The organism is Pseudoduganella sp. R-43 (assembly GCF_049913255.1).
Classification (GTDB): domain Bacteria; phylum Pseudomonadota; class Gammaproteobacteria; order Burkholderiales; family Burkholderiaceae_D; genus Rugamonas.
In genome coordinates, this window is the sequence record NZ_CP183988.1 from 5,398,633 (window position 1) to 5,420,532 (window position 21,900).

The 21,900-nt window shown below is 63.1% G+C and carries 22 protein-coding genes; 9 read left to right on the forward strand and 13 right to left on the reverse strand.

All coding sequences use genetic code 11. The features are described from left to right. Window positions 1-27: 27 nt before the first annotated feature. Genes ACN9M3_RS24565 through ACN9M3_RS24575 form a run of 3 tightly spaced genes read right to left on the reverse strand, consistent with a single transcriptional unit; the run spans window position 28 to window position 3,098 of the window. The gene (locus ACN9M3_RS24565) at window positions 28-1,494 is read right to left on the reverse strand and encodes a Y-family DNA polymerase (RefSeq protein WP_426318916.1); all 1,467 of its coding nucleotides are present in this window, start codon (window positions 1,492-1,494) and stop codon (window positions 28-30) included. Next, the gene (imuA, locus tag ACN9M3_RS24570) at window positions 1,424-2,110 is read right to left on the reverse strand and encodes a translesion DNA synthesis-associated protein ImuA (RefSeq protein WP_426318918.1); all 687 of its coding nucleotides are present in this window, start codon (window positions 2,108-2,110) and stop codon (window positions 1,424-1,426) included. The genes ACN9M3_RS24565 and imuA overlap by 71 nt, the downstream gene beginning before the upstream one ends. 34 nt (window positions 2,111-2,144) lie before the next feature. After that, window positions 2,145-3,098, reverse strand: a complete 954-nt coding sequence (locus tag ACN9M3_RS24575; protein ID WP_426318920.1) for a DUF4351 domain-containing protein — start codon at window positions 3,096-3,098, stop codon at window positions 2,145-2,147. Between the two features lie 113 nt (window positions 3,099-3,211). Here ACN9M3_RS24575 and ACN9M3_RS24580 point away from each other — a divergent pair, with 113 nt between their 5' ends. From ACN9M3_RS24580 to ACN9M3_RS24595, 4 genes are all read left to right on the forward strand, one after another. Beyond that, window positions 3,212-4,441 carry a putative Na+/H+ antiporter gene (locus ACN9M3_RS24580; protein WP_426318922.1) on the forward strand — a complete coding sequence of 410 codons (1,230 nt, stop codon included), beginning with the start codon at window positions 3,212-3,214 and terminating at the stop codon, window positions 4,439-4,441. An 89-nt stretch (window positions 4,442-4,530) separates the two neighbouring features. After that, a complete protein-coding gene (locus ACN9M3_RS24585) occupies window positions 4,531-5,058 on the forward strand; it encodes a PRC-barrel domain-containing protein (RefSeq protein ID WP_426163596.1) in 528 nt (175 codons plus the stop codon). Window positions 5,059-5,144: 86 nt separating this feature from the next. Then, window positions 5,145-6,206, forward strand: coding sequence for a DJ-1/PfpI family protein (locus ACN9M3_RS24590; protein ID WP_426318925.1), 1,062 nt, complete (start codon window positions 5,145-5,147; stop codon window positions 6,204-6,206). Window positions 6,207-6,215: 9 nt separating this feature from the next. After that, window positions 6,216-7,223, forward strand: a complete 1,008-nt coding sequence (locus ACN9M3_RS24595; protein ID WP_426318927.1) for a GlxA family transcriptional regulator — start codon at window positions 6,216-6,218, stop codon at window positions 7,221-7,223. Here ACN9M3_RS24595 and hrpA read toward each other — a convergent pair. Beyond that, window positions 7,183-11,415 (reverse strand): ATP-dependent RNA helicase HrpA, encoded by a 4,233-nt coding sequence (gene hrpA, locus ACN9M3_RS24600; protein ID WP_426318929.1) that lies wholly within the window; start codon window positions 11,413-11,415, stop codon window positions 7,183-7,185. The genes ACN9M3_RS24595 and hrpA overlap by 41 nt on opposite strands. 56 nt (window positions 11,416-11,471) lie before the next feature. Between hrpA and argA the strand changes: the two genes are divergently transcribed. Together argA and ACN9M3_RS24610 are read left to right on the forward strand one after the other, a co-directional pair. Beyond that, a complete protein-coding gene (argA, locus tag ACN9M3_RS24605; protein ID WP_426163605.1) occupies window positions 11,472-12,782 on the forward strand; it encodes an amino-acid N-acetyltransferase in 1,311 nt (436 codons plus the stop codon). 24 nt (window positions 12,783-12,806) lie between these two features. After that, entirely contained in the window at window positions 12,807-13,079 is a 273-nt protein-coding gene (locus ACN9M3_RS24610) for an oxidative damage protection protein (protein WP_057261247.1), read from the forward strand. Window positions 13,080-13,143: 64 nt separating this feature from the next. Here ACN9M3_RS24610 and ACN9M3_RS24615 read toward each other — a convergent pair whose 3' ends face one another. Both ACN9M3_RS24615 and rpiA read right to left on the reverse strand, forming a co-directional pair. Further along, a complete protein-coding gene (locus ACN9M3_RS24615; protein ID WP_426318931.1) occupies window positions 13,144-13,506 on the reverse strand; it encodes a hypothetical protein in 363 nt (120 codons plus the stop codon). Between the two features lie 21 nt (window positions 13,507-13,527). Further along, on the reverse strand, window positions 13,528-14,205 hold the full coding sequence (gene rpiA / locus ACN9M3_RS24620) for a ribose-5-phosphate isomerase RpiA (RefSeq protein WP_426163610.1): 678 nt from the start codon (window positions 14,203-14,205) through the stop codon (window positions 13,528-13,530). 67 nt (window positions 14,206-14,272) lie between these two features. Here rpiA and ACN9M3_RS24625 point away from each other — a divergent pair, with 67 nt between their 5' ends. Genes ACN9M3_RS24625 through ACN9M3_RS24635 form a run of 3 tightly spaced genes read left to right on the forward strand, consistent with a single transcriptional unit; the run spans window position 14,273 to window position 16,223 of the window. Further along, window positions 14,273-14,638, forward strand: coding sequence for a response regulator (locus ACN9M3_RS24625; protein WP_426163613.1), 366 nt, complete (start codon window positions 14,273-14,275; stop codon window positions 14,636-14,638). A gap of 2 nt (window positions 14,639-14,640) precedes the next feature. After that, on the forward strand, window positions 14,641-15,270 hold the full coding sequence (locus tag ACN9M3_RS24630) for a chemotaxis protein CheC (protein WP_426163617.1): 630 nt from the start codon (window positions 14,641-14,643) through the stop codon (window positions 15,268-15,270). Then, the gene (locus tag ACN9M3_RS24635) at window positions 15,267-16,223 is read left to right on the forward strand and encodes a diguanylate cyclase domain-containing protein (RefSeq protein WP_426163620.1); all 957 of its coding nucleotides are present in this window, start codon (window positions 15,267-15,269) and stop codon (window positions 16,221-16,223) included. Before ACN9M3_RS24630 ends, ACN9M3_RS24635 begins: the two co-directional genes overlap by 4 nt. 14 nt (window positions 16,224-16,237) lie before the next feature. Here the strand turns inward: ACN9M3_RS24635 and ACN9M3_RS24640 are convergent, their stop codons facing one another. From ACN9M3_RS24640 to ACN9M3_RS24670, 7 genes are all read right to left on the reverse strand, one after another. After that, window positions 16,238-16,588: a DUF3147 family protein gene (locus ACN9M3_RS24640; RefSeq protein ID WP_426163622.1), complete on the reverse strand. Its 351-nt coding sequence runs from the start codon at window positions 16,586-16,588 to the stop codon at window positions 16,238-16,240. Window positions 16,589-16,597: 9 nt separating this feature from the next. Then, a complete protein-coding gene (locus ACN9M3_RS24645; RefSeq protein WP_426318935.1) occupies window positions 16,598-16,978 on the reverse strand; it encodes a hypothetical protein in 381 nt (126 codons plus the stop codon). Beyond that, the gene (locus ACN9M3_RS24650; protein ID WP_426318936.1) at window positions 16,975-18,030 is read right to left on the reverse strand and encodes an acyl-CoA dehydrogenase; all 1,056 of its coding nucleotides are present in this window, start codon (window positions 18,028-18,030) and stop codon (window positions 16,975-16,977) included. Before ACN9M3_RS24650 ends, ACN9M3_RS24645 begins: the two co-directional genes overlap by 4 nt. Next, the gene (locus ACN9M3_RS24655; protein WP_426318938.1) at window positions 18,024-19,358 is read right to left on the reverse strand and encodes a hypothetical protein; all 1,335 of its coding nucleotides are present in this window, start codon (window positions 19,356-19,358) and stop codon (window positions 18,024-18,026) included. The genes ACN9M3_RS24650 and ACN9M3_RS24655 overlap by 7 nt, the downstream gene beginning before the upstream one ends. After that, window positions 19,355-20,593 (reverse strand): DUF3667 domain-containing protein, encoded by a 1,239-nt coding sequence (locus ACN9M3_RS24660; RefSeq protein ID WP_426318940.1) that lies wholly within the window; start codon window positions 20,591-20,593, stop codon window positions 19,355-19,357. Before ACN9M3_RS24660 ends, ACN9M3_RS24655 begins: the two co-directional genes overlap by 4 nt. 22 nt (window positions 20,594-20,615) lie before the next feature. After that, on the reverse strand, window positions 20,616-21,173 hold the full coding sequence (locus ACN9M3_RS24665; protein ID WP_426163633.1) for a cysteine hydrolase family protein: 558 nt from the start codon (window positions 21,171-21,173) through the stop codon (window positions 20,616-20,618). A 93-nt stretch (window positions 21,174-21,266) separates the two neighbouring features. Next, a complete protein-coding gene (locus tag ACN9M3_RS24670) occupies window positions 21,267-21,875 on the reverse strand; it encodes an RDD family protein (RefSeq protein WP_426163635.1) in 609 nt (202 codons plus the stop codon). Window positions 21,876-21,900: the final 25 nt, after the last annotated feature.

Consider the following 21,900-nt stretch of genomic DNA (forward strand, 5'->3'; position numbering starts at 1 on the left):
CGTCCCCCTTTCGCCAACCATGATACTTCAGGCGAACAGGCCATGCAGGTACCAGCACGTTTCCTCGGTGCCAGGCGTGCGTTCGCGGTAGACCCAGTAGTAGGCGTTGTCCTCGCCCTCGGCGATGAAATAGTCGCGAGTTTGCGTTTCGCTCCACCAGCCGGCCTCGATGCGTTCGGCGCTCGACACCATGCGCAGCGGCGAACAGTAGAACGGGCGATGGTCGCGCATCAGCAACTGGATCGGCTTGGGCAGCAGGAAGGCCGGGCGCGGCAAGGGGCGCGGCGGCATCTGGGCTGCCACGTCGGCCGGGCGTACCTTCTCGTGCAGCGGCACCCAGCGGTTGGCCACTTCGGGCCTGTAGTCGGCCTTGGGATATGGTTGCAGCACGTTTTCCGCACCGAGGCGAGCCACCAGCACTTCGAACAGGCGCTGACGCTCCTGCGGACTGCCGCCGGGATCGGGAAACAGCGAATCGCTGAGCGGCGCCATCGGCTCGACCTGGGCCGCTTCCAGCACCAGCCCGATCGCCGGTGCCGGCAGTTCCACCTTGGCCAGGCGTTCCTTCAGCAGGCGCACGATGTGTTCGTCGCGCCAGGTGGGTTCGGCCAGCACCACTTCCACCGGCGTCGGCGGGCAGGCTTCGCGGCCGCGTTCATGTTCCAGCAACAGGCGGATGCGCGAGACGGCGAACTGGTGGGCGCACAGCCAGCCGGTCAGCTGCTGCAGCAGGCGGCAGGCGCCGGCCAGCAGCAGGTCGGTGTTCTCGATGCGGCCGAACAGTTCCAGCTTGGCCTTGAAGCTGGGCGGCGCTGCCAGCCATTCGTGCATTTCAGGCGCCAGGCCCTGCGCGGCATCGAGCATGTCCAGCACTTCGATACCGCAGCGGCGCTGCAGGCCGGGGCGCGGCAGGCGCACCAGGTCGCCGATGCTGAGACAACCAATACCGTCCAGCCAGCGCTGGTGGCGCTGCAGCGGCGGCAGCAAGCCTACCGGCAGGCGATGCAGGCGGCGATGCAGGCTATCGAGCTTGAGCGCGCGGCCGCCGCCAGCACGTGCCAGCAGCCAGGCGCCGCGCGCGGTGGGCGCCACGCCCAGCACACCGCTGAAGCCGAGTTTTTGCAGGCTGCCGCGCACCAGGCGGCACAGGCGGCGGATGCCGCCGAACAGGCGCAGGCTGGCGCCCACGTCCAGCAGCAGGGTGGCGCCCTCGCCTTCCGCCACTTGCGGCGTGTATTGCAGCATGACCATGGCGACTGCGTGCAGTGCTTCTTCTTCCTGCTGCGGGGCGCGTTCGTGCATCCGGACTTCCGGCGCCAGCATCAGGGCGCCGCTGCGGCGCATGCCGGGACGCACGCCCATCAGGTGGGCGCGGTAGGAAACCGCGAGCACGCTCTCCTGTTCCAGCACCACGCTGCACAGGTCATCCGACCAGTTCGGACAGAACACTTCGAGCGGTAGCCGGGGCAGGTAGAGGCCGATCCACAGGCGCATGACGTTGCAGCAGGGTTGGAGTTAAGGGCAGGAACAGTGGCGTGTCGCGCTGCGGTCCCCGGCGTTTGACGAATTCGATATTGATGCCTCCGGGAGCCGGCCGCAGCGCTAGCCGCAACGGCGCGGGGGAGGAGTCCTGGGCGGCGGCAATCGGCCGCAGCAGGAAGAACAGCGCTTCGCCGCACTGGGCAGCCAGGTGCAGGCGCCGCAGCGATTCGTTGCGGATGTGCTGTTGCCACAGCAGCACCGCGCCGCAACTGCCGCTGCGCAGGATCTGCTCGGCCGCCCACAGGCTGTCGGCGGCCTTGCCGGTGTTGCGGATCCACAGCAGTTGCTCTGGGGGCAACTCAAAACCCAGGGCTTGAGGTGCGTACGGGGGCTGCAGCAGGGCCGCCGGACGGTTCAGCCTGGCCAGGGTGGATTTCAATAGGCGCAATTCGCCAACACCAGGTTGTTGAAGCAACAACTCCGTCAGGACGCCCGTCGGCCAGCCGCCCCCGGGCAATTGGTGGGAGAGGACGGGAATGCCGGTATCCACACAGGACGTGGCTCCCTTGGTGAGCTGGGAGGCCAGCCAGAGGGCCGGGTGCAGGGGTTGGGGGTCAAAGAGCGCCATGCCGAACAATACTGTATATGCATACAGTATAATCCTACGAGCGCGAAGAGAAAACCTGTTTCAGCGTTTGGGCATCCAGCACGGCCTCGCTCCATTGGGCAAGCTGTTCCGGGCTGGCTTTGGCGAGGCGCTTCTGGACAGTTGGCGACAATGCCCCAAAGCGCCGATGCAACTGGCGCTCAAGCAAGTCAATCGCCCCCTCGCGCCGCCCTTCTTGCCGTCCTTTTTGCTGCCCCTCCCGTAGCCCTTCTTGCCTGCACAACTGAAACATGGGGCTAATCCATTCCACGTCACGCCTCCTTTCCAGCCGGACGATGTTGCGTCGCAGTCGCTCTTGCAGTTCAGGCGGCAATGCCATCAATCCGTCTACCACTTTAAACAAATTAATGATACGCCGCCTGCGCCACCCGCGTTCGTACAACAATCTGACGACACGCCATTTCTCCGCATAGCGCCGTTGCGGCATCCCGTGCGTCCGTTGAGCAAGAAGGTGAGCTGCAGCAACCCAGGCAAAGATGTTCCGCTCCAGCAGCAATTCATCGACCAACTCCGCGTAGCTCGACAACTTTGCCACCGCAAACCTGATGCCCATCTCAGTGCCAAGCACGCAATTATGGAATGCATCGGGGCGCCAACGCTTGCCAGCATCGGCCAGCAAAACCAGACTAGCGACAGGCAAGCCATACTCGTCAAACAAGCCGTAGTTGTAAGCCAGGATGCGCCGCGCAAGGTTCAAGTCGCGCTGCGCCTGCACTTCGACGTGGAGTAATACCTCACGCCCATCGTGCAGGAACACACTGACTAGCAAGTCAGCAATCAGGGTCCGTGACCGACCATCACGGCGGAACTGATTCAGTTCTTTATCGCGCAGGCGACGCGGCTGGCCCCAGTCAATTTCATCTGAAAGCTGTGGAAAAAAGAACGCCACGAAGTCCGCGAGGTCGCGCCTGAGTACGCTCTTCCATAGTGGGTCGAAAGTATCAGCCATCAAAACAGCCTATCCGCGCGCCGCTCCTTGGCATACCGGTTTGCGCAAGATATGGGCGGGTTAGCTAGCGGCTGATAGAATCGGCAATATTGCCAACTTAACTCACCGTCACCATGCAATTGATCGGCGCCCTCCTGTTTGCCTTTGCCTTGTTGCACACTTTCAGCGCGAAAGCGTTTGAACGTTTGTCGCACAAATTCCCGCGCCATGGCGGTTTGCTACACCTGCTGGGCGAAGTGGAAGTGGTGTTCGGCTTCTGGGCCATGGTGCTGCTGGTGGCGATGGCTTTCGTAGCCGGGCCGCAGAACGCCATCGCTTATGCAGAAACGCAGCAGTACACCGAGCCGCTGTTCGTGTTTGTGGTGATGGTGGTGGCGGCATCGCGGCCAGTGCTGGACTTCGTGCAGCGGCTGGTCAACACGCTGTCCGGCGGCCGTCCGCTGCTGCAGGCCTGGATGGGCCTTGCACTGGTACCTTTGGTTGGTTCGCTGATCACCGAACCGGCCGCAATGACACTCGCAGCCTTGATGCTGGCACCGCAAATCTTCCGCGATGGCGTACCGGAATGGCAGAAGTACGCCGCGCTCGGCGTGTTGTTCGTCAACGTCTCGATCGGTGGCACGCTGACCGCATATGCAGCGCCGCCTGTGCTGATGGTGGCGACAACGTGGCAATGGGATTCTGCCTTCATGGCCTCCCACTTCGGCTGGAAAGCCACGCTGGCAGTGCTGGTCAATGCCACTGCCGTCACCTGGCTGTTGCGCGAACACTTGCGCGTGCCGCGTGAAGCGCCTGCACCGAGTGCCCAGGCACACGCCCCGCTGTCGACCAGCATCATCCACCTGGCCTTCCTGGCTGCCGTGGTGCTGCTGGCGCATCATCCGGTCCTGTTCCTCGGCCTGTTCCTGTTCTTCCTCGGATTTACCGTGGCCTATCCGCAGCACCAGTCACCGCTGATCCTGAAAGAAGCCTTGCTGGTCGGCTTCTTCCTCGCCGGCCTGGTGGTGCTGGGCAGCATGCAGCAATGGTGGCTGCAACCAATTGTCGAAAGCCTGCAGCCACTGGCGCTCTTCTTCGGCGCGCTGGGCCTGACCGCCATCACCGACAATGCCGCCCTCACCTATCTCGGTTCGCTGATCGACGGCATCACGCCGCAAGCACAATACATGCTGATGGCTGGCGCCGTTGCCGGCGGCGGCCTGACCGTGATCGCCAACGCACCGAATCCGGCCGGCGTTGCATTGCTACGAAAAGGATTCCGTGATGAATCTATCGGTGCACTTGGCTTGCTGGCGGGAGCCCTTGCGCCGACTGCAATTGCTGCCATCGCGTTCTTCTTGTAGGACTACGCCGCGCTAGCGTAGCGCGCGCCTTGCACACGCGGCTTGGGCTATTCTGGCCTCACTCGATCACACTAATGAGGAGAGGCAGAATGAGCTATCTAGACCGCGACAAATTCGGCATCTATCGCGACCGTGACGATAACGATGGTCCAGGCCCACGCCTGATGGGCGCCGACACGCTGATGGGTGAAGACGTCTATAACCGCCAGGAAGAGGATCTTGGCGATATCAAGGAAATCATGCTCGACATGCAGACCGGCCAGATCGCTTATGCGGTGCTGTCCTTCGGCGGCGTGCTGGGCATGGGCGACAAGCTGTTTGCCGTGCCATGGCAGGCATTGCAGCTTGACACGGTGAACAAGCGCTTCGTGCTTGACTGCACCAAGGAAAAGCTGGAGAACGCGCCGGGCTTCGACAAGGACCGCTGGCCAGACATGGCAAGCCCCGAATTCGGCACGCAGATCCATAATTTCTACGGCACCACCGCCACCGGCATGCGCACCTCGACCGGCAGCGTGATGGGCGCTGGCACCAGCACCATGCAAAGCTCGACCGGCGGCAGCAGCTATAGCGGCGGTTCGACCGGCAGCGAAAGCGGCAGCAAAGGTAATTATTGATTGGCAGGATTTGACTGCTTTCTGTCAGTCAAATCCATCACCTTCCGCAGACAATCGGCTGCTGATCCAACAGCCGATTGCCTGCCATGCGTTTATTGCTTGCCCTTCTCCTGTTCGTACTGTCCTGCGCCCACGCCGGCGAGTTACCGGAATACCAGCCGCGCCCAGGCCACGAACGCCCCGTGATCGCCATCCTCGGCGACAGCGTATCGACTGAAATCACCGACTTCCTCCTGCCCTACGGCGTACTGCAACGCGCCGGTGTCGCGCAAGTACTCGCCGTCGCGGCCGAAGGGCCGTTGATCACCATGAATACCGGCCTGCGCGTGCAGGCCGACCTCGATACCAGCGCCTTCGATCAGCGCTATCCGGAAGGTGCCGACTACGTGATCGTACCTGCCATGCGGCGAGCACAGTTAGCGCCGATGCTGGCCTGGCTGCAGGCCCAGGCGGACAAGGGTGCCACCGTAGCCAGCATCTGCGATGGCGCGCTGGTGGTTGCCAACAGCGGCTTGCTGAACGGCCGGCGCGGCACCGCACATTGGGCCACCTACGAATATCGTCTCGAGAAATACCCTGGCACCGAATGGTTGCAGAACGTGCGCTACGTGGCCGATGGCAAGGTGATCTCCAGTGTCGGCATCAGCGCCGCCCAGCCGCTTTCGTTGGCCCTGGTGGAAGCCATTGCCGGCCGCGAAAAAGCCGCAGCCGTCGCCGCAGGCCTCGGCGTCGGCGACTGGAGCAGCCGCCATGACAGCGGCGTCTATGCCCCCAGGTTCGGCCACAACCTGTCCGTCTGGCTCACGCACTACACCGACCAGTGGCTGCATGGCGTGAACGACACCGGATTGCCACTGGCTGAAGGCTTCGACGAGATCGCCCTCGCCTATACCAGCGACGCCTACACCCGCACCCATCGCAGCCGCGTGCTGGCGGTCGGTGCCAGCGACGCGGCCGTGGCCAGCCGTCACGGCTTGAAAATATTGCCTGACCGCGTTGTTGGCGCCGCCGACGCGCCGGCTGTCATGCTGCCGGCTGCGGACAGCTCGCTCGACCGCGTACTGGCAAACATCGCTGACTCGTTTGGATCGCGCACCGCCCGGCGTGTTGCGCTGGAATTCGAATACCCCGGCTATCCGGTGAGGTAAACTGGCGGCATGCCGCCTCCTCGTTCCCGCCACGTCGTCCTGCTCGCATATGAAGGCATGAACCTGCTGGACCTTACCGGTCCGCTGCAGGCTTTCGCCAGCGCCGCCCGCCGCCACTCGGCCGGCGGACCGCCCTTGTATGAACTCATCGTCGCCTCCGCCGACGGCGGCCTGGTCACCAGCAGCGCCGGGCTGGCCTGCAGCACGGTCCCCATTTCCTCGCTTGAAACAACCGATATCGACACCTTGCTGGTGGCAGGCGGCTGCCCTGGGGACACCTACTTTGCCCCGCCGGTACTGGTGAACTGGATACGCCAGCGCGCTCCGTCCGTGCGGCGCCTGGCATCGGTCTGCACCGGCGCATTCATGCTGGCCGCTACCGGCTTGCTGGACGGGCGTCGCGTGGCAACGCATTGGGAGTGGGTCGGACGCCTGCGGCGCCAGCATCCCCTGGTACAGGTGGACGAGGACAAGATCTACATCCGCGACGGCCAGATATGGTCCTCGGCAGGCGTCAGCGCCGGCATCGACCTGGCGCTGGCATTGATCGAAGAAGACTACGGCCACCGCGTTGCCATCGAGACGGCCAGGCAAATGGTGGTGTTCATGAAGCGCGCCGGCGGCCAGTCTCAATTCAGCGCCCCCCTCTCAGCGCAAGCGCGGGAAGACGGCCGGTTTGCGGAACTGCATGCCTGGATGGGCGCCAACCTTCACGCAGACCTTTCGGTCGAACGCCTGGCGGAACAGGCAGCAATGAGCGCGCGCACCTTTGCGCGCGCTTATGTGGCGCAGACCGGCTCCACGCCGGCCGCCATGGTGGAATCCATGCGGCTGGAGGCGGCGCGGCGCGCGCTGGAAGACACAACGCAGCCGGTCAAGGCAATCGCCGCCGCTACCGGACACGGTAGCGAACAGAACCTGCGGCGCGTATTCCTGCGCCGCCTTGGCACCAGCCCGGGCGAGTATCGCAAGCGCTTCAGCGCTGCATCGACTCCCACACCTTCATCAGTCGCTTGACGGACACCGGCATGGGTGTCCGCAGCTCCTGAGCGAACAGCGATACGCGCAACTCTTCCAGCATCCAGCGGTACTCGACCAGTTTCGGGTCGGTGTTCTTGCCGGCCGACTTGTCGCGCATCAGGCGCTGGTAAGGCGCCGCGGCCTGGTTCCACTCGGCCATGGCCTTGGCGTCGCGCGCCGCATCGGCGCGCAGCTTTTCCAGGCGCACGTTCATCGCCTTCAGGTAGCGCGGGAAGTGCGACAGCTGCGAGAACTCGTTCTCGATCAGGAAGCGCTTGTGCACCAGGCCTTGCAGTTGCTGCTGCATGTCCTGCGCCACCTGCTGGTTGATGCCTTGCAGGCGCTTGGGCAGTCCGTGGTATTCGGTCAGCACTTGCGACACAAGACGGGCGATCTCGTTCACCAGCAATACGATGCGCGACTTGCCCTCGTCCTTGCGCTTGATGAAGCTCGCTTCGTCTACCGGCAGCGGGTCCTGCAGGCAGGCGATGTCGATGGCCTTGGCGATGATCTGGTCGCGCAGCTCTTCCTGCGTGCCCATGGACATGAACTGCATGCCCATCTGCTGCAGGTTGGGGATCGATTTCTCGACGAACTTGATCTGGTCGCGCATCTGCAGCATGAACAGGCGGCGCAGCCCGATGCGGTGAGTGCGCGCGGCGACGTTCGGGTCGTCGAACACTTCCAGGTCGCAGTGCGTGCCTTTGTCAACCAGCGCAGGGAAGCCGATCAGGCTTAGCTTTCCTTGCGTGATTTCCAGCAGCTCCGGCAACTCGCCAAAGCTCCAGGTGGTGATATTGGTGTGCTGCGAAGCCGGGCTTGGCGCGGCAGCAGATGGCACACTTGCAGGGGCCTTGGCCGGGCTTGCGCCGCGCGCAGCATCGGCTGCGATGCCGCCGTGCTTTGGCTTGGCGCTGCCGCCGCTGCCGATGCCGCCGCCCGCAAGTTGTGCGAGTTGCGCGGCGGAGGCAGGCGTGTTGCCGCCTTCCGCCATGCGCTGGAAGCTCTGGCGCGCCTGCAAGCCGTATTCCGCCTGCAGCGTGGCCAGGTTGCGTCCCATGTCGAGCTGGCGGCCATGCTCATCCACCACCTTGAAATTCATGAAGTGATGCGCCGGCAGTTGTTCCGGCTTGAAGTCGGAAGTCAGCACACTGATCGTGATCTGCTTGCGGATGTCGGCAATGATCGCGTCAATCAGGTCGCCGCGCGCGAACTCTGTGCGTTCGCAGAATTTCGCTGCGTAGTCCGGCAGCGGCACCATGTGGCGGCGCTGCTTTTGCGGCAGGGTCTTGAGCAGCAGGTGCACCTTCTCCTTCAGCATGCCCGGCACCAGCCATTCACAGCGCTCGCGCGAAAGCTGGTTCAGGGCATACAGCGGCACCGTGAGCGTGACGCCGTCGCGCGGCGTGCCCGGCTCGAAATGGTAGGAAAGCTGCATCTCCAGCCCGGCCGCCATCATCTTTTTCGGGAACAGGTCGGTCGTGATGCCGGCCGCTTCATGGCGCATCAAGTCGTCGCGGATCAGGTACAGCAGCTTCGGATTGTCGACGGAAGCATCCTTGTACCATTTCTCAAAACCGGCGCCGTTCACCACGTCGACGGGAATCTGCTCGTCGTAGAACGCCTCAATCAACTGGTCATCCACCAGCACGTCCTGGCGGCGCGACTTGTGTTCGAGGTTTTCGATTTCGCGCACCAGCTTGTGATTGTGTGCGAAGAACGGTGCACGGGTGTCGTAATCGCCACCGACCAGCGCATCACGGATGAAGATCTCGCGCGCTTCCACCGGATTCTTCTGCCCGTAGTTGATACGGCGCTGGCTGTAGACCACCAGGCCGTACAGGGTGGCCCGTTCAGATGCGGTGACCTGCGCGGGACGCTTCTCCCAGCGCGGCTCACCCCAGGACTTCTTCAGCAGGTGGCCGCCGATCTTCTCGATCCATTCCGGCTCGATGCGCGCCACGCAGCGCGCGTACAGGCGCGTGGTTTCCACCAGTTCGGCGGAGACAATCCACTTGCCCGGCTTCTTCGACAGGTGCGAACCCGGCCAGACGTGGAACCTGATGCCGCGCGCGCCAAGGTAGGCGCCGCCCTGTTCATCCTCGCCCTTGAAGCCGATATTGCCCAGCAGGCCGGTCAGCAGCGCCATATGCAGCTGGTCGTAGGTGGCCGGCAGCTCGTTGGTGCGCCAGCCCTGCTCTTTCACGATGGTGAGCAGTTGCGAGTGTACGTCGCGCCACTCGCGCAGGCGCAGCTGGTTCAGGAAGGTGGCGCGGCACGAATCCATCAACTGGCGATTGGACTTCTTGTGCTCGATGGCGTTCTCGAACCACTTCCAGATTTTCAGGTAGCTGAGGAACTCCGACTTTTCGTCGGCGAACTTCTTGTGCGCTTCGTCGGCAGCCTGCTGGTGCTCGACCGGACGGTCGCGCGGGTCCTGTACCGACAAGGCGGAAGCGACGATCAGCACTTCGGTCAGGCAGTGGTACTCCTGAGCGGCCAGGATCATGCGGCCCACGCGCGGGTCGAGCGGCAGCTTGGCCAGCTTGCGGCCCAGCGGGGTCAGGGCGTTGTCGTCGTCGACTGCGCCCAGTTCCTGCAGCAGTTGGTAGCCGTCTGCAATCGCGCGGCCCAGCGGCGGCTCGATGAAGGGGAAGCTCTCGACGTCCGTCAGGTGCAGGGACTTCATGCGCAGGATGACGGAGGCCAGCGAGGAGCGCAGGATTTCCGGGTCGGTGAACTTTGGGCGCTGCAGGAAGTCCTGCTCGTCGTACAGGCGGATACAGACGCCATCGGCCACGCGGCCGCAGCGGCCGGCCCGCTGGTTGGCCGCCGACTGCGCCACCGGCTCGATCTGCAGTTGCTCGACCTTGTTGCGGTAGCTGTAGCGCTTCACGCGCGCCAGGCCGGCGTCCACCACGTAGCGGATGCCCGGCACGGTCAGCGAGGTTTCAGCCACGTTGGTCGCCAGCACGATGCGGCGCGCGTTGGTGGTGCGGAACACGCGGTCCTGCTCTTCCACCGACAGGCGGGCAAACAGCGGCAGGATTTCCACGTGCGGCGGGTGGTGCTTGCGCAGTGCTTCGGCGGCGTCGCGGATTTCGCGTTCGCCGGGCAGGAACACCAGCACGTCGCCGCTGCCGATGCGGCAGACTTCATCGACGCCGTCGACAATGGCTTCCATCAGGTCGCGCTTGTCGCGCGCGGCGGCAGTGCGTGCGCCCTTGGCGTCGGCGCCTTGCTGCGCGCCGGGCGCCGCGACCTGGTCGCGCTCCACGGGGCGGTAGCGCACTTCCACGGCGTACAGGCGGCCGGAGACCTCGATCACCGGCACCGGCGGCTTGCCCTCCTGCGTGAAGTGGCGGGCGAAGCGTTCAGCGTCGATGGTTGCCGAGGTGATGATCACCTTCAGGTCCGGGCGGCGCGGCAGGATCTGCTTCAGGTAGCCAAGCAGGAAGTCGATGTTCAGGCTGCGTTCGTGGGCTTCGTCGATGATGATCGTGTCGTAAGCCTTCAGCAGCGGGTCGGTCTGGGTTTCGGCCAGCAGGATACCGTCGGTCATCAGCTTGACCGAGGCGCCCTTGCTCAGGGTATCGTTGAAGCGCACCTTGTAGCCGACGTGCTCGCCCAGCGGGGAGCCCAGTTCGACGGCAATGCGTTTCGCGGTGGACGAGGCGGCGATGCGGCGCGGCTGCGTGTGGCCGATCAGGCCTTTCTGGCCCCGCCCCAATTCCAGGCAGATCTTCGGCAGCTGGGTGGTTTTACCGGAGCCGGTTTCGCCGGAGACGATGACCACCTGATGCTTGGTCAGGGCTTCCGCGATTTCCGCGCGGCGGCCAGAAACCGGCAAGTCTTCGGGGAAGGTGATCGGCGGCAGCGGATTGCGGAACGCTGCCGCGGCCTCGCGGGCCGCGCGCTGTTCAGGAGTTTCGCGCTCGCGGCGTTCGCCACGGCGCTCCTCCGCGCCCTCTCCACGCTGCTGCGGACGTGGCGCCTCGCGGCGTCCTTCGGCCTGCGCCGGGCGTGCGCCTTCCTGGCGGCCTTCGCGGCGCTGGGTAGCGCCAGCGGGCGGCTGCGCGGGCGCGCGGCGCGCCTGTTGGCCAGGCTGGCTTGCCGGGCGGCGTTGTTCGCCTTGCGGCCGCTGGCCTGCTGGTTGCTGGAGAGGATTCTTCTTGCTTGCTTCAGACATCGTTTTTTACATAGATTGGGCGCGAAAACCGCGCAGCGCATTATAATGCGCGAATAATGGAAAACCCTATCCAATTCGTCTCCTGGCTGCGCTCCGTCGCCCCCTACGTCCATGCCTTCCGCGGCAAGACCTTCGTGGTCGCTTTCCCTGGTGAACTGGTTGCTGCTGGCGCCCTCCCGGTGCTGGCCCACGACCTGTCCCTGCTGCACGCGCTGGACATCAACGTCACCGTGGTTTACGGCTCGCGCCCCCAGGTCGCCGAGCAGCTCGCCCTGCGAAACGTGGAAGGCCGCTTCCACAACGGCGTGCGCATCACCGACACGGCCGCCATGGAATGCGCCAAGGAAGCAGCCGGCGAACTGCGCCTCGACATCGAGGCCGCCTTCAGCCAGGGCTTGCCGAATACGCCGATGTCGCATGCCGCGATCCGTATCATTTCCGGCAACTTCATCACCGCACGCCCGCTGGGCGTGATCGACGGCGTCGACTTCGAGCTGACCGGCCTGACCCGCAAGGTGGACGCGGAAACGATCCACTCCATCATGGGCTCGGACGGCGTGGTGCTGCTGTCCCCACTGGGCTTCTCCCCGACCGGCGAAACCTTCAACCTGACGATGGAAGACGTGGCCTGCACCGCCGCCATCGCCCTGCACGCCGACAAGCTGGTCTTCATCACCGAAACCGAGATGATGACCGACGCCGGCGGCACCGAAATCCGCGAGCTGTCCTCGCACCAGGCCGAAGCCGTGCTGCAGGCAGGCTTCCTGCCCGACGCCACCGCCTACTACCTGAAGCACTGCGTCAAGGCCTGCAACAACGGCGTCGAGCGTGCCCACATCGTGCCGTTCGCGATGGACGGCTCGGCCCTGCTCGAGCTGTTCACCCACGATGGCGTGGGCACCATGATCTCGCACGAGAACTTGGAGTCGCTGCGCCCGGCCACCATTGAAGACGTGGGCGGCATCATCAAGCTGATCGAACCGCTGGAAGCCGACGGCACCCTGGTCAAGCGCGGCCGCGAACTGATCGAACGCGAGATCGAGATGTTCTCGGTCATCGAGCACGACGGCGTGATCTTCGGCTGCGCAGCGCTGTACGTCTTCCCGGAAGAAAAAATGGCCGAAATGGCATGCCTGACTGTCAACCCTGACGTGCAAGCCCAGGGCGACGGCGAGCGTATTCTCAAACACATGGAAAACCGCGCCCGGGCGCAGGGCATCAGCAAGCTGTTCGTGCTGACCACCCGCACCGCGCACTGGTTCATCAAGCGCGGCTTTGCTCCCGCCACTGTCGACGCGCTGCCGAAAGACCGCCAGCGCCTCTACAACTGGCAGCGCAAGTCGCAAGTCTTGATCAAGACCTTATAATCGATTTTTTTAGGAGCACCGAAGATGGCACGTACCGTCCACTGCATCAAACTGAACAAGGAAGCCGAAGGCCTGGACTTCCCGCCTTATCCGGGCGAGCTGGGCAAGCGCATTTATGAATCCGTCTCCAAGGAAGCCTGGGCTGCCTGGATCAAGCACCAGACCATGCTGGTCAACGAAAACCGCCTGAACCTGGCGGACGTGCGCGCGCGCAAATACCTGGCAGCGCAAATGGAGAAACATTTCTTCGGCGAAGGCGCCGACCAGGCAGCCGGCTACGTGCCGCCTTCGGCCTGACATTAAATGGGGACATACCCCATTTATTCAGTTGCTAATTAAATGGGGTACGCCCCCATTTAATTTAGCGGCTTGCCACATCCCCATTCATCGGCTTGCACTGGCGCAGTTCGCAGCGCGCCATGAATACCTTGCCGTTGGCGCAAGACATCCGGTAAATCTCCACCGGGCCACGCTCAGTCACCAGCCCTGCCCCGCGACCGCCGCGGCATTCTTCCGCATTCGCCAGGCGCTCCACCGTTGCCGAGGAAATACCTGGGCGGAATTCCACCTTTTCCACCGGCACGCCATCGATCATCGATCGCTTGGCAATAGCTTCCGCCTCCAGCACAGATTTACGCTTCACAGGCGCCTGGGCCACCTGTTTTTTGGTTGCACAAGCACTCAGTACACCAGCAGCAAGCAATAGCAGGAACAGTCGTTTCATGGGTTCTTTCTAAGGGAAGAATCAGTATTTGACGGTGCGCACGCCGTCGGGAGTACCCAGCAGGCACACATTGGCGCCACGGGCAGCGAACAGGCCAACGGCGACCACGCCGACGATCTGGTTGATACGGGTTTCCAGCGCGACCGGATCGGTAATCGACATGCCTGCTACGTCGATGATATTGCCGCCATTGTCGGTCACGAAGATCTCGTCGGAACCGGCCTTGGTACGCACCTTCGGCTGGCCGCCCAGGGCCGCCAGCTGGCGCATCACCGCGTTACGGGCCATCGGCAGCACTTCCACCGGCAGCGGGAACTTGCCCAGCGTTTCTACCAGTTTGGAACCATCGGCGATGCAGACGAATTGCTTCGATACCGAGGCCACGATCTTTTCGCGGGTCAATGCCGCGCCGCCGCCTTTGATCATGTGGCCTGCCGCATTGATCTCGTCGGCGCCGTCAATGTACACCGCGATTTCCGAAACCTCGTTAAGATCGTAGACAGGAATGCCGTGACCGGCCAGGCGCGCTGCAGTCGCTTCCGACGAGGCAACAGCCCCCTTGATGCGGTGCTTGATCTTGCCCAGTTCATCAATGAAGAAATTCGCAGTGGAACCGGTGCCAACGCCGATGATTTCGCCGTCGATCACATACTCGATCGCCGAAATAGCAACAGCCTGTTTCAATTTGTCTTGCGTCATAGTTACAATGGATTCAATAAAGGTTGCCTATTTTATCCGAACTGCCAACTAAGCCGGGAAAAACGACATGAAGCCAAGTACCGTATTAATCGTGGATGACAGCCGCGTGTCGCGCATGCTGACGCGCCAGCACATCCAGGTGCGCCATGCCGACTGGGTGGTGGAAGAAGCCGCCAACGGCGACGAAGCGATCGCCAAGGCCCAGGGATTGCAGCCCGACCTGGTCTTGCTGGACGTGAACATGCCGGGCATGAATGGCGTTGATGCCGCCGCCGCGCTGCGTGCCATGCTGCCCAATGCCCACATTTCCTTGCTGACTGCCAATGTCCAGGCCGCAACCCGCCAGCGGGCGGAAGAAATCGGCGTGGGTTTCATGGAAAAACCGATTACCGCCGAGCGCATTGCGCAGCTGATTGCGCCGCTGGAAGCCTGACCATGGTCCGGCTCACCGAACTGGAGCACGACGCCCTCGTCGAGCTGTTCAATATTGGCGTCGGCCAGGCTGCTGCCGCCATGAGCGAGATCGTCAACGAAACGGTCACCATGTCGGTGCCTGCCATCAGCTTCCTCACCCGTGCCTCCGCCGCCAAATTGCTGGCCAGCCGCAGCACCGGCAACGGCCGCCTGTGCGGCATCAGCCAGCACTACAGCGGCGCCTTCGACACCGAAGCGATCCTGATGTTCCCGGAAGAGAAGAGCCAGGAAATCGTGCGCCTGATGGTGGGCGAAGCGATGCCGCTGGCTGAACTGTCGGCCATGGAACAGGAGGCGATGAGCGAGATCGGCAATATCCTGCTGAACAGCTGCGTCGGGTCGCTGGCCAACCTGCTCGGCCACGAGCTGCATGGCTCGCTGCCGGATTACCACCTCGGCTACGGCGAAGAGATCCTGGCGCTGGCCGGCAGCGGCGAAACCGCGGTGCTGATGCTGCATATCGAATTTGTCATCGAGCGCCAGCAGATTGCCGGGGACGTCGCCTTCATCATGGACATGACGGCGCTGCACGACCTGAAGCAGCATGTGGCAAACTTCCTCGACCGGTCCATCGGCGGAGCGCAGCCATGAAATCTTCGATCGAGTCCCTGCCGCTCCTGCAGGGCGTTATCGATTGCATCGACGTGGGTACCCTGGTCCTCGACGCCAGCGAACGCGTAGTGTTGTGGAACCGCTGGATGGACCAGCACTCCGGCGTATTGGGCCCCGAAACGCTGGAACGCAGCTTCTTCGACCTGTTCCCCGAGCAGCGCGGCAAGCGGCTGGAGGCGGCCATCGGCCAGGCGCTGCGCAACAACCTGCCTTCCCTGCTGTCGCAAACCCTGAATCGCTGGCCATTGCCGCTCTACGCCAACAAGTCCGCCGCCGAAAAAGGCGAGCGCATGCAGCAGCAGATCACGGTCACGCCGCTCAACCTGGGCAACAACGAACGCTATTGCCTGATCCAGGTCAGTGACGTGACAGCCGCGGTACAGCGCGAGAACCTGCTGCGCGAACAGGCCGTAGCCTTGCGCTCGCAAACCTTGCTGGACGACCTGACCGGCGTCGCCAACCGCCGCCACTTCGACATGGCGATCGACCGCGAAACCCGGCGCGCGCGGCGCATGGGCACGCCGCTGTCGCTGATGATGCTCGACATCGACTATTTCAAAGCCTATAACGACCATTACGGTCACCAGCAAGGCGATGCCTGCCTGGAAGCTGTGGCTTCCGCGCTATCGACCATGCAGCAGCGCCCGGCCGACCTGTTCGCGCGCTACGGCGGTGAAGAATTCGCGGTAATCCTGCCCGACACGCCCGCCGATGCAGCGGTGATGATGGCCAACGCCATGTGCCGCAAAGTGCGCGACTTGCGCATTCCACACCAGGCCTCGCGCACGGATGAACGCATCGTCACCATCAGCATCGGCGTTGCCAGCAGCGACAGCAGCAATGCCGGCGAAGTTTATGACCTGATCAACGCAGCCGACCGCGCCCTCTACCAGGCCAAGGCATGCGGCCGCAACCGCGTGCACTCGTTATGAGCGTATCGGCCTGATCAGAGCAGTTCGATGCCGAAGCGCCGCACGCACACGGCAAACAGGGCAAAGCAGGCAATCGTCAGCAGCACGCTGGCGCCCAGCGTCGGCCAGAACCCCAGGCGCGGCAGCAGCCAAGGGAAGACCAGGAACATCGGCAGCGTCGGCACCACATACCAGAAGGTGTACCAGGCGTGGTTGGCGATCTTTTCCTGCGGTTGCCGTTCAACGTACAGCCAGACCAGCGCCAGCACGGTCACCATCGGCAGCGCGGCGATCAGGCCGCCCAGGCGGTCGCTGCGTTTTGCGAATTCCGACACCGCAACCACGACACCTGCCGTGACCAGGTATTTGAAGATCAGCCAGGCCATGATGCCCTCCTACTGTGCAAAAACAAAACGAACCAGCGCCAGGGACAGCGCAAAGACATAGCCATATGCGAAGCGGTCGATGCGCAGCAGGGTGTCGCCGCGGCGCGCGCGCCAGGCCCCCATCAGGCACATCAAGCCGCCGGCCGCCAGCGGGGTGACCAGCAAGTTAACCTTGCGCAGGACTTCGTTGCGTACCAGGTGATCCGGCAGCAGCCAAAACGTTATTCCGCCGGCAATGGCGCCGAACAAGGCATAGCCAACGCCGGCCAGCCACGGGTTGGCCTTGTAGCTGCGCGCATCGGACAGCGAATGCATGCCTGCCTCCGCTGCCGCTTCAGCGATGAACTGGATGATGATCTCGCCAATCAGCTCAAACAGGAACTCGATCATGGTGTGAACAAGGCATGCTGGCTGGCGGTATGAAAATCGCGCCAGACGCGGTTGATGTCGGAGTCTTCTTGCGCGGCACGCAAGCCACAATAAGGATAAATATCGCCCACCGACCGGCGCGCAGAAAGCACCAGCGCCATCGATGCCTCGCGCAGCTGGGCGTCAAGCTCCCCGGCAATGCTGCCTATCTCGCCCTCTGCCTGCGCCCAGGCCTGGTCAAGCAGGGCGTACATGCGTTCACGGGCGCCTTCCAGCGCCACGGCAGCTTGCCCCACCGCGTCCTGCGCACTGGCCGACGGCTGGCGGCGCGCAGCAACGGTCTCCTGTGCCAGCTGCAGGAAGTGGCGCGCCAAGCCGGACAGGTTGGCCGCCAAAGTCACCCACGCCAGCAACATGAAGGGGAAGCGATACAGGGTACCTGGCGCCGTTGCATGAGCGGGATCAATCGTGAAGCCGGAGCTTGCCGGCACCCAGGCCCCTTCGACGCGGTAGCTGTGCGACGCAGTGCCCTTCATGCCAAAGCTGCGCCAGGTCGGCTCAACCACCACTTGCGCGGCAGGCACGATAAAAGCGCGTATCCGCGGCGCACCATCTTCCCCGGCCAGAGCCTGGCCGTTCTCACGCAACACTGCATTGAGCGTGAAATGCGTCGCCATTGGTGCCCCGCTGGCGATGTCCCAGCGCCCGGCAATGCGATAACCTTCGCCTTCCTTGTCGGCGAAACCGGTCGGTGCGCCGCTGCCTGCGAGGCAAACATCCGGGGTCGAGATGATTTCGCGCGCCGTTTCGGGCGGCAGGAAGCCGGCAAACCAGCCGGCGCCGGCGCACAGGGTGACCACCCACCCCATGCTGCCATCCGCTTCCGCAATCGCCTCTTCCAGTCGGACCACTTGCGGCAAGGGCATCTCCGCCCCACCCGCGGCGCGCGGCGCTAGCATCTTCAGCCAGCCCTGCCGGTGGACCAGCGCCTGCTGGCCGGGCAGCAGGAACCCAGCTGCTTCAGCGCCGGCGGCATCGCCGGCAATCAAGTTCTTCTGCTGCTCATTCAACATTTCGCGATTAAATCCAGCTCGTAGTGCAAGACGTCCCTGCTTCCGTCAAACAGCCGTTCCAGCGCTTGCACCATTCCGGGGGCGAGCAGGCGATCTCGCTGCCGCTCGTCCGGGCGCTCGTAAGAATGGCCGGCATGCGCCAGCCAACGCACCATATCAATATGCAGCGCGTCCCACGCCATGCTTCCTCGCTCGGCTTGCGCCGCCTCAAGCGCAATCGTCTCCAGCCAATCCCACTTCCTCAGGCGCGCAAAAGCCAGCAAGATTGATAGATCCGCCTTGTCGCGCAAGACTTCCTTTACTCGTTCAAAGGGAACGTACGCGCCTTGCCGTGTCGCCATCTGCGCCGCCAGCCTGCGATTCGCGCGCCCCTCGTCAGAAAGCGCCGCAAGCGCGATTGCATCCTTGTCAGAGGGGGCCAATTTCAGCCACGCGAGAAATGCAGCGCCGCGTATCGATGGGAACGGCGACTCGCTCATCTCCCGCAACAAGGCGATATCCCCCGCCCCTCCCATGCTTCCCAGTGCGGCAAGGGCCATGCAGGCCTGATTGGTCCTGGCGTGCCTGTCCTGCAGGAGCTCACGATAATAAGGCGCGAGATCCACTCCATTGCTGCGCAAATAGTACTGGGCGAGAGACCTTGCCGACCCTTGCGGGTCCAGCAAAGCGCCGCGGGCAATTTCCGCCGCGTCGGGAGCACACCCCAGCAGGCCGCGCAAGGCATGGGTGCGGACCACGCCGAAATGGGATTTCATGCCGCCCCGCAAGACGGCAATCCGGTCTTCTTCTAGAAGCGACAGGGCCAACACGGCAGCCTGGCGCGACATGACGATGTCCTTGCCCGATTCGACAGCAAGGGTCAACAGTTCAACGCGCGGGATGAGTTCACGCTCCAGGAGCATGAAGAAACTGCCGCGAGCGACCATGGGATGGCGCGAGCATAAGGCTTCACGCAATTGATCGAACGTGAGCCGGCGGGCAAGTTCGGCCTGCGCGCTGGAAATCCAGGCAGAATGATTCAGCCTTGAGAAATGGCGTAACCGCCATGTGAATCCGACGACCGCCAGCAAGTCTTCGTGTCCGGCGGATGGCAGTAAGGCCTGTATAGCCCGGCGTGCAGCGGCGCGTACCTCCGGCACGAAATCGTTCAAACGGGGCATGATGGCCGGTATCGCACCGTCACCGCCTAAAGCCATCACCCTGTCAATCGCAGCTTCGCGCGCATACCCCGATCGCTGGGCCAGCAAAGCCTTCAATTCTTCAAGGCTGGTGCAAGCGCTGGCCTGAAGTACCGGATCGTCGCGCTGGAGTGTCGTAAACAGGCTCACGTTGCAGACAGCGCCAACACGACCAGGGCGTACATGGTCAGCACAATGACTGTCATGAACAGCAGGAAGCAGGTGCGCCACAAGGCGCCGTAGCGCGACAGGCCGTAGGCGCCACGCAATTGCAGGAACATGTGCACCGGCGGGATGAAGGCGAACAGGCAGCCTGCCAGGCCGCCGAATTCAAAGTAGCTCAGGGTCGCGACAAGGGTGAACAGCAGCGACATGAACGACAGCGAATACAGCGAGAACACGGCGTGGTCATACATCGTGACGCCACGGCGCCAGAAGAACATCAGCCAAAGGAATGGTAGCGAGATCGGCACCAGCAGGAAGGAGTATTTGTAGGCCGCGTTCTTCAGCTTGTACTGGGCCAGTTCAGGATTATCGACAGCGTGCCGGATGCCCTTGCCGATCCAGCCGGAGCTCGAATGCCTGGCGTCCTTGCCGCCAGCCGCATCCGCGTCGGTCATCCCTTTGGTAACGTCCTGAACTATTTCCTGAATGATGCCCGGCTCTTTCGTATCCGCGCTTTCCTTACCCTCGTCGCTCGCCCCCTCCTTGCCGGTATCCCTGGCAGCGGGCTTGATCGTTTCAGTAAACTTGGCGGTGCCGGTCATGGCAACTTTGCCGGCTGCCAGGGCGCTATTCAGGCCGTCGAGCGTTTTCTTCGCTTCATCAAGCCGGTGTTGGGCCTTCGGCACCTCCGCCGTGCCTGGCTCAGCTTCCTTGAGTTCTTCCTCTGCTTCGGCGATCAGCTGTTTCTGGTCGGAGATCTTTTCATTCATCTTCTGCTCGAATGCGGCCTTGCCATTCTTGCCTTCGACGACCTTGCCCGTACTCGGACCGGAGCTGGTGCCCATCGTCAGCGAGAAGACGAAGAACATGAAGAACATCATGAACAGGAACAGCGCCAGCGGCGATACAAAGCGCGTCCGCTGGCCGTCGATGTAGCGGCGCGTCAGCTGGCCCGGGCGGGCAACCAGCAAGGGCAAGGTGCGCCAACCCTTGGTATCGAAGTGAAGCAGGCCATGGATCAACTCCTCGCCCAAATGCAGCACGGATTTGTGCAGGTGGCCCTTCTGGCCGCAGTTGCCGCAATAATTGGCGGTGACTGGCGTGCCGCAGTTGGCGCATGCTGCGCCGTGGGCGTGCTCGCCGGTCTTGCCGGCATCGCCTTCAACTTCCCTGGCCGCCAGGCTGGCTGTCACCAGGTCGCCTGCTGCTTCGATCTCCATCCCCATCGTTTTCCCCGCTCGCTTATTTGAATAGTAATTGTGAAATGGCGTCCTGCGCCTGGATGACGGTGGCATATTCCCCGTGCAGGTTGGACAAGGCCATTGCATGAACTTCCTGCGGGCTGCGCCGCACGCCGTCGAAATCGGTCTGTGCATAGGCATAGCAGCCATCTGCCGCAACAAACGTCTTGAAGCCGAGGTTGCCCGCCGTACGCGCTGTCGCTTCTACCGAATTATTGGTGCTGACGCCAAGCACCAGCACGGACGAAATGCCGCGCGCATGCAGCCAGCGTTCCAGCCCGGTATTGATAAAGGCGTCCGGCACATTCTTTTCCACGATGTGTTCGCCCGCAACCGGGGCCAGCGCCGGCTGGAATTCAGCTCCTCGCTGGCCCGGCCAGAATGGCGATCCCGGAGTGCGCGACATATGGCGGATATGGACTACCGGGGCGCCGTGCTCGCGCCACCGCCCGAGCAGGCCGGCGATGACCTGCTCCGCCTGATGGTTGTTACGCTCGCCTGGCGCCGGCCAGCTCATGCCGACCTGCATGTCGACGATGATCAGCGCAGTGTTCTGCATTGAGAGTGATGTGGAATCTACGGGGCAATAAAGATATCACATCATTGGCAAATCAACAGCCCCGGGGGCCGGCGGCGGCAATCCAATCGCTCATCAGCTCTTTCGCTCCAGTTTCACGACGACGGTGCCGGCCAGGAAGTCATGCACGGCGCGGCGGCGCGAATTCAGCAGCATGACGATTGCACCAAGCCAGGTCCATCCCTGCATGCTCCAATTGACCGCCGTCAGCCAGCCAGGGCCCGATGCCATCAAGGCTTCGCTGCGCGCCAGGAAGCCGTAGTTCAGGTAGGTGGCGTCATCCATCGACAGGGCCGAGAGGCCAAGGCCCAGATTGATCACGGCACCCAGAAGCATCACCGGTGCTTCCCGAATCAACGCTGCCGTAAGCGAGACTGGCGCACCATCTTTCATCTGGACGCGCAACTTCATCACGAGCTTGCCTGGCGTGCCGCCATAGCGACGCACCAGGTAGACCGAGTAGAGAAGGCCGGTAACGATGCCGGGAACGATCCAGGACAGGTAGAAACTGCGAGAAATGGTGCTGAGCCAATACGTCAGCCCAACGAGGGGCAGCATGATGACGAAGTCCAGAAGCTTGGCAGCAACGCGCAGCCAGAAGCCGCCAACCTGCGGGTCTGCATTGCTGCCATCTTGCACAGGGAGATCGAGGTTGGCAACTGGTGCCTGGTATGGATTGGTCATGGCTGGTAAACGTGTGCTTTAAAGC

What these genes read in the sequence shown, in the direction of transcription:
- ACN9M3_RS24580 (WP_426318922.1), top strand. Translation starts at nt 3,212, where the DNA reads ATGCAATTGATCGGCGCCCTCCTGTTTGCCTTTGCCTTGTTGCACACT.
- ACN9M3_RS24585 (WP_426163596.1), top strand. Translation starts at nt 4,531, where the DNA reads ATGAGCTATCTAGACCGCGACAAATTCGGCATCTATCGCGACCGTGAC.
- ACN9M3_RS24660 (WP_426318940.1), bottom strand. Translation starts at nt 20,593, where the DNA reads ATGGAGATCGAAGCAGCAGGCGACCTGGTGACAGCCAGCCTGGCGGCC.
- hrpA (WP_426318929.1), bottom strand. Translation starts at nt 11,415, where the DNA reads ATGTCTGAAGCAAGCAAGAAGAATCCTCTCCAGCAACCAGCAGGCCAG.
- ACN9M3_RS24565 (WP_426318916.1), bottom strand. Translation starts at nt 1,494, where the DNA reads ATGCGCCTGTGGATCGGCCTCTACCTGCCCCGGCTACCGCTCGAAGTG.
- ACN9M3_RS24615 (WP_426318931.1), bottom strand. Translation starts at nt 13,506, where the DNA reads ATGAAACGACTGTTCCTGCTATTGCTTGCTGCTGGTGTACTGAGTGCT.
- ACN9M3_RS24635 (WP_426163620.1), top strand. Translation starts at nt 15,267, where the DNA reads ATGAAATCTTCGATCGAGTCCCTGCCGCTCCTGCAGGGCGTTATCGAT.
- rpiA (WP_426163610.1), bottom strand. Translation starts at nt 14,205, where the DNA reads ATGACGCAAGACAAATTGAAACAGGCTGTTGCTATTTCGGCGATCGAG.
- ACN9M3_RS24645 (WP_426318935.1), bottom strand. Translation starts at nt 16,978, where the DNA reads ATGATCGAGTTCCTGTTTGAGCTGATTGGCGAGATCATCATCCAGTTC.
- imuA (WP_426318918.1), bottom strand. Translation starts at nt 2,110, where the DNA reads ATGGCGCTCTTTGACCCCCAACCCCTGCACCCGGCCCTCTGGCTGGCC.
- ACN9M3_RS24575 (WP_426318920.1), bottom strand. Translation starts at nt 3,098, where the DNA reads ATGGCTGATACTTTCGACCCACTATGGAAGAGCGTACTCAGGCGCGAC.
- ACN9M3_RS24670 (WP_426163635.1), bottom strand. Translation starts at nt 21,875, where the DNA reads ATGACCAATCCATACCAGGCACCAGTTGCCAACCTCGATCTCCCTGTG.
- ACN9M3_RS24625 (WP_426163613.1), top strand. Translation starts at nt 14,273, where the DNA reads ATGAAGCCAAGTACCGTATTAATCGTGGATGACAGCCGCGTGTCGCGC.
- ACN9M3_RS24650 (WP_426318936.1), bottom strand. Translation starts at nt 18,030, where the DNA reads ATGTTGAATGAGCAGCAGAAGAACTTGATTGCCGGCGATGCCGCCGGC.
- ACN9M3_RS24665 (WP_426163633.1), bottom strand. Translation starts at nt 21,173, where the DNA reads ATGCAGAACACTGCGCTGATCATCGTCGACATGCAGGTCGGCATGAGC.
- ACN9M3_RS24590 (WP_426318925.1), top strand. Translation starts at nt 5,145, where the DNA reads ATGCGTTTATTGCTTGCCCTTCTCCTGTTCGTACTGTCCTGCGCCCAC.
- ACN9M3_RS24595 (WP_426318927.1), top strand. Translation starts at nt 6,216, where the DNA reads ATGCCGCCTCCTCGTTCCCGCCACGTCGTCCTGCTCGCATATGAAGGC.
- argA (WP_426163605.1), top strand. Translation starts at nt 11,472, where the DNA reads ATGGAAAACCCTATCCAATTCGTCTCCTGGCTGCGCTCCGTCGCCCCC.
- ACN9M3_RS24610 (WP_057261247.1), top strand. Translation starts at nt 12,807, where the DNA reads ATGGCACGTACCGTCCACTGCATCAAACTGAACAAGGAAGCCGAAGGC.
- ACN9M3_RS24630 (WP_426163617.1), top strand. Translation starts at nt 14,641, where the DNA reads ATGGTCCGGCTCACCGAACTGGAGCACGACGCCCTCGTCGAGCTGTTC.
- ACN9M3_RS24640 (WP_426163622.1), bottom strand. Translation starts at nt 16,588, where the DNA reads ATGGCCTGGCTGATCTTCAAATACCTGGTCACGGCAGGTGTCGTGGTT.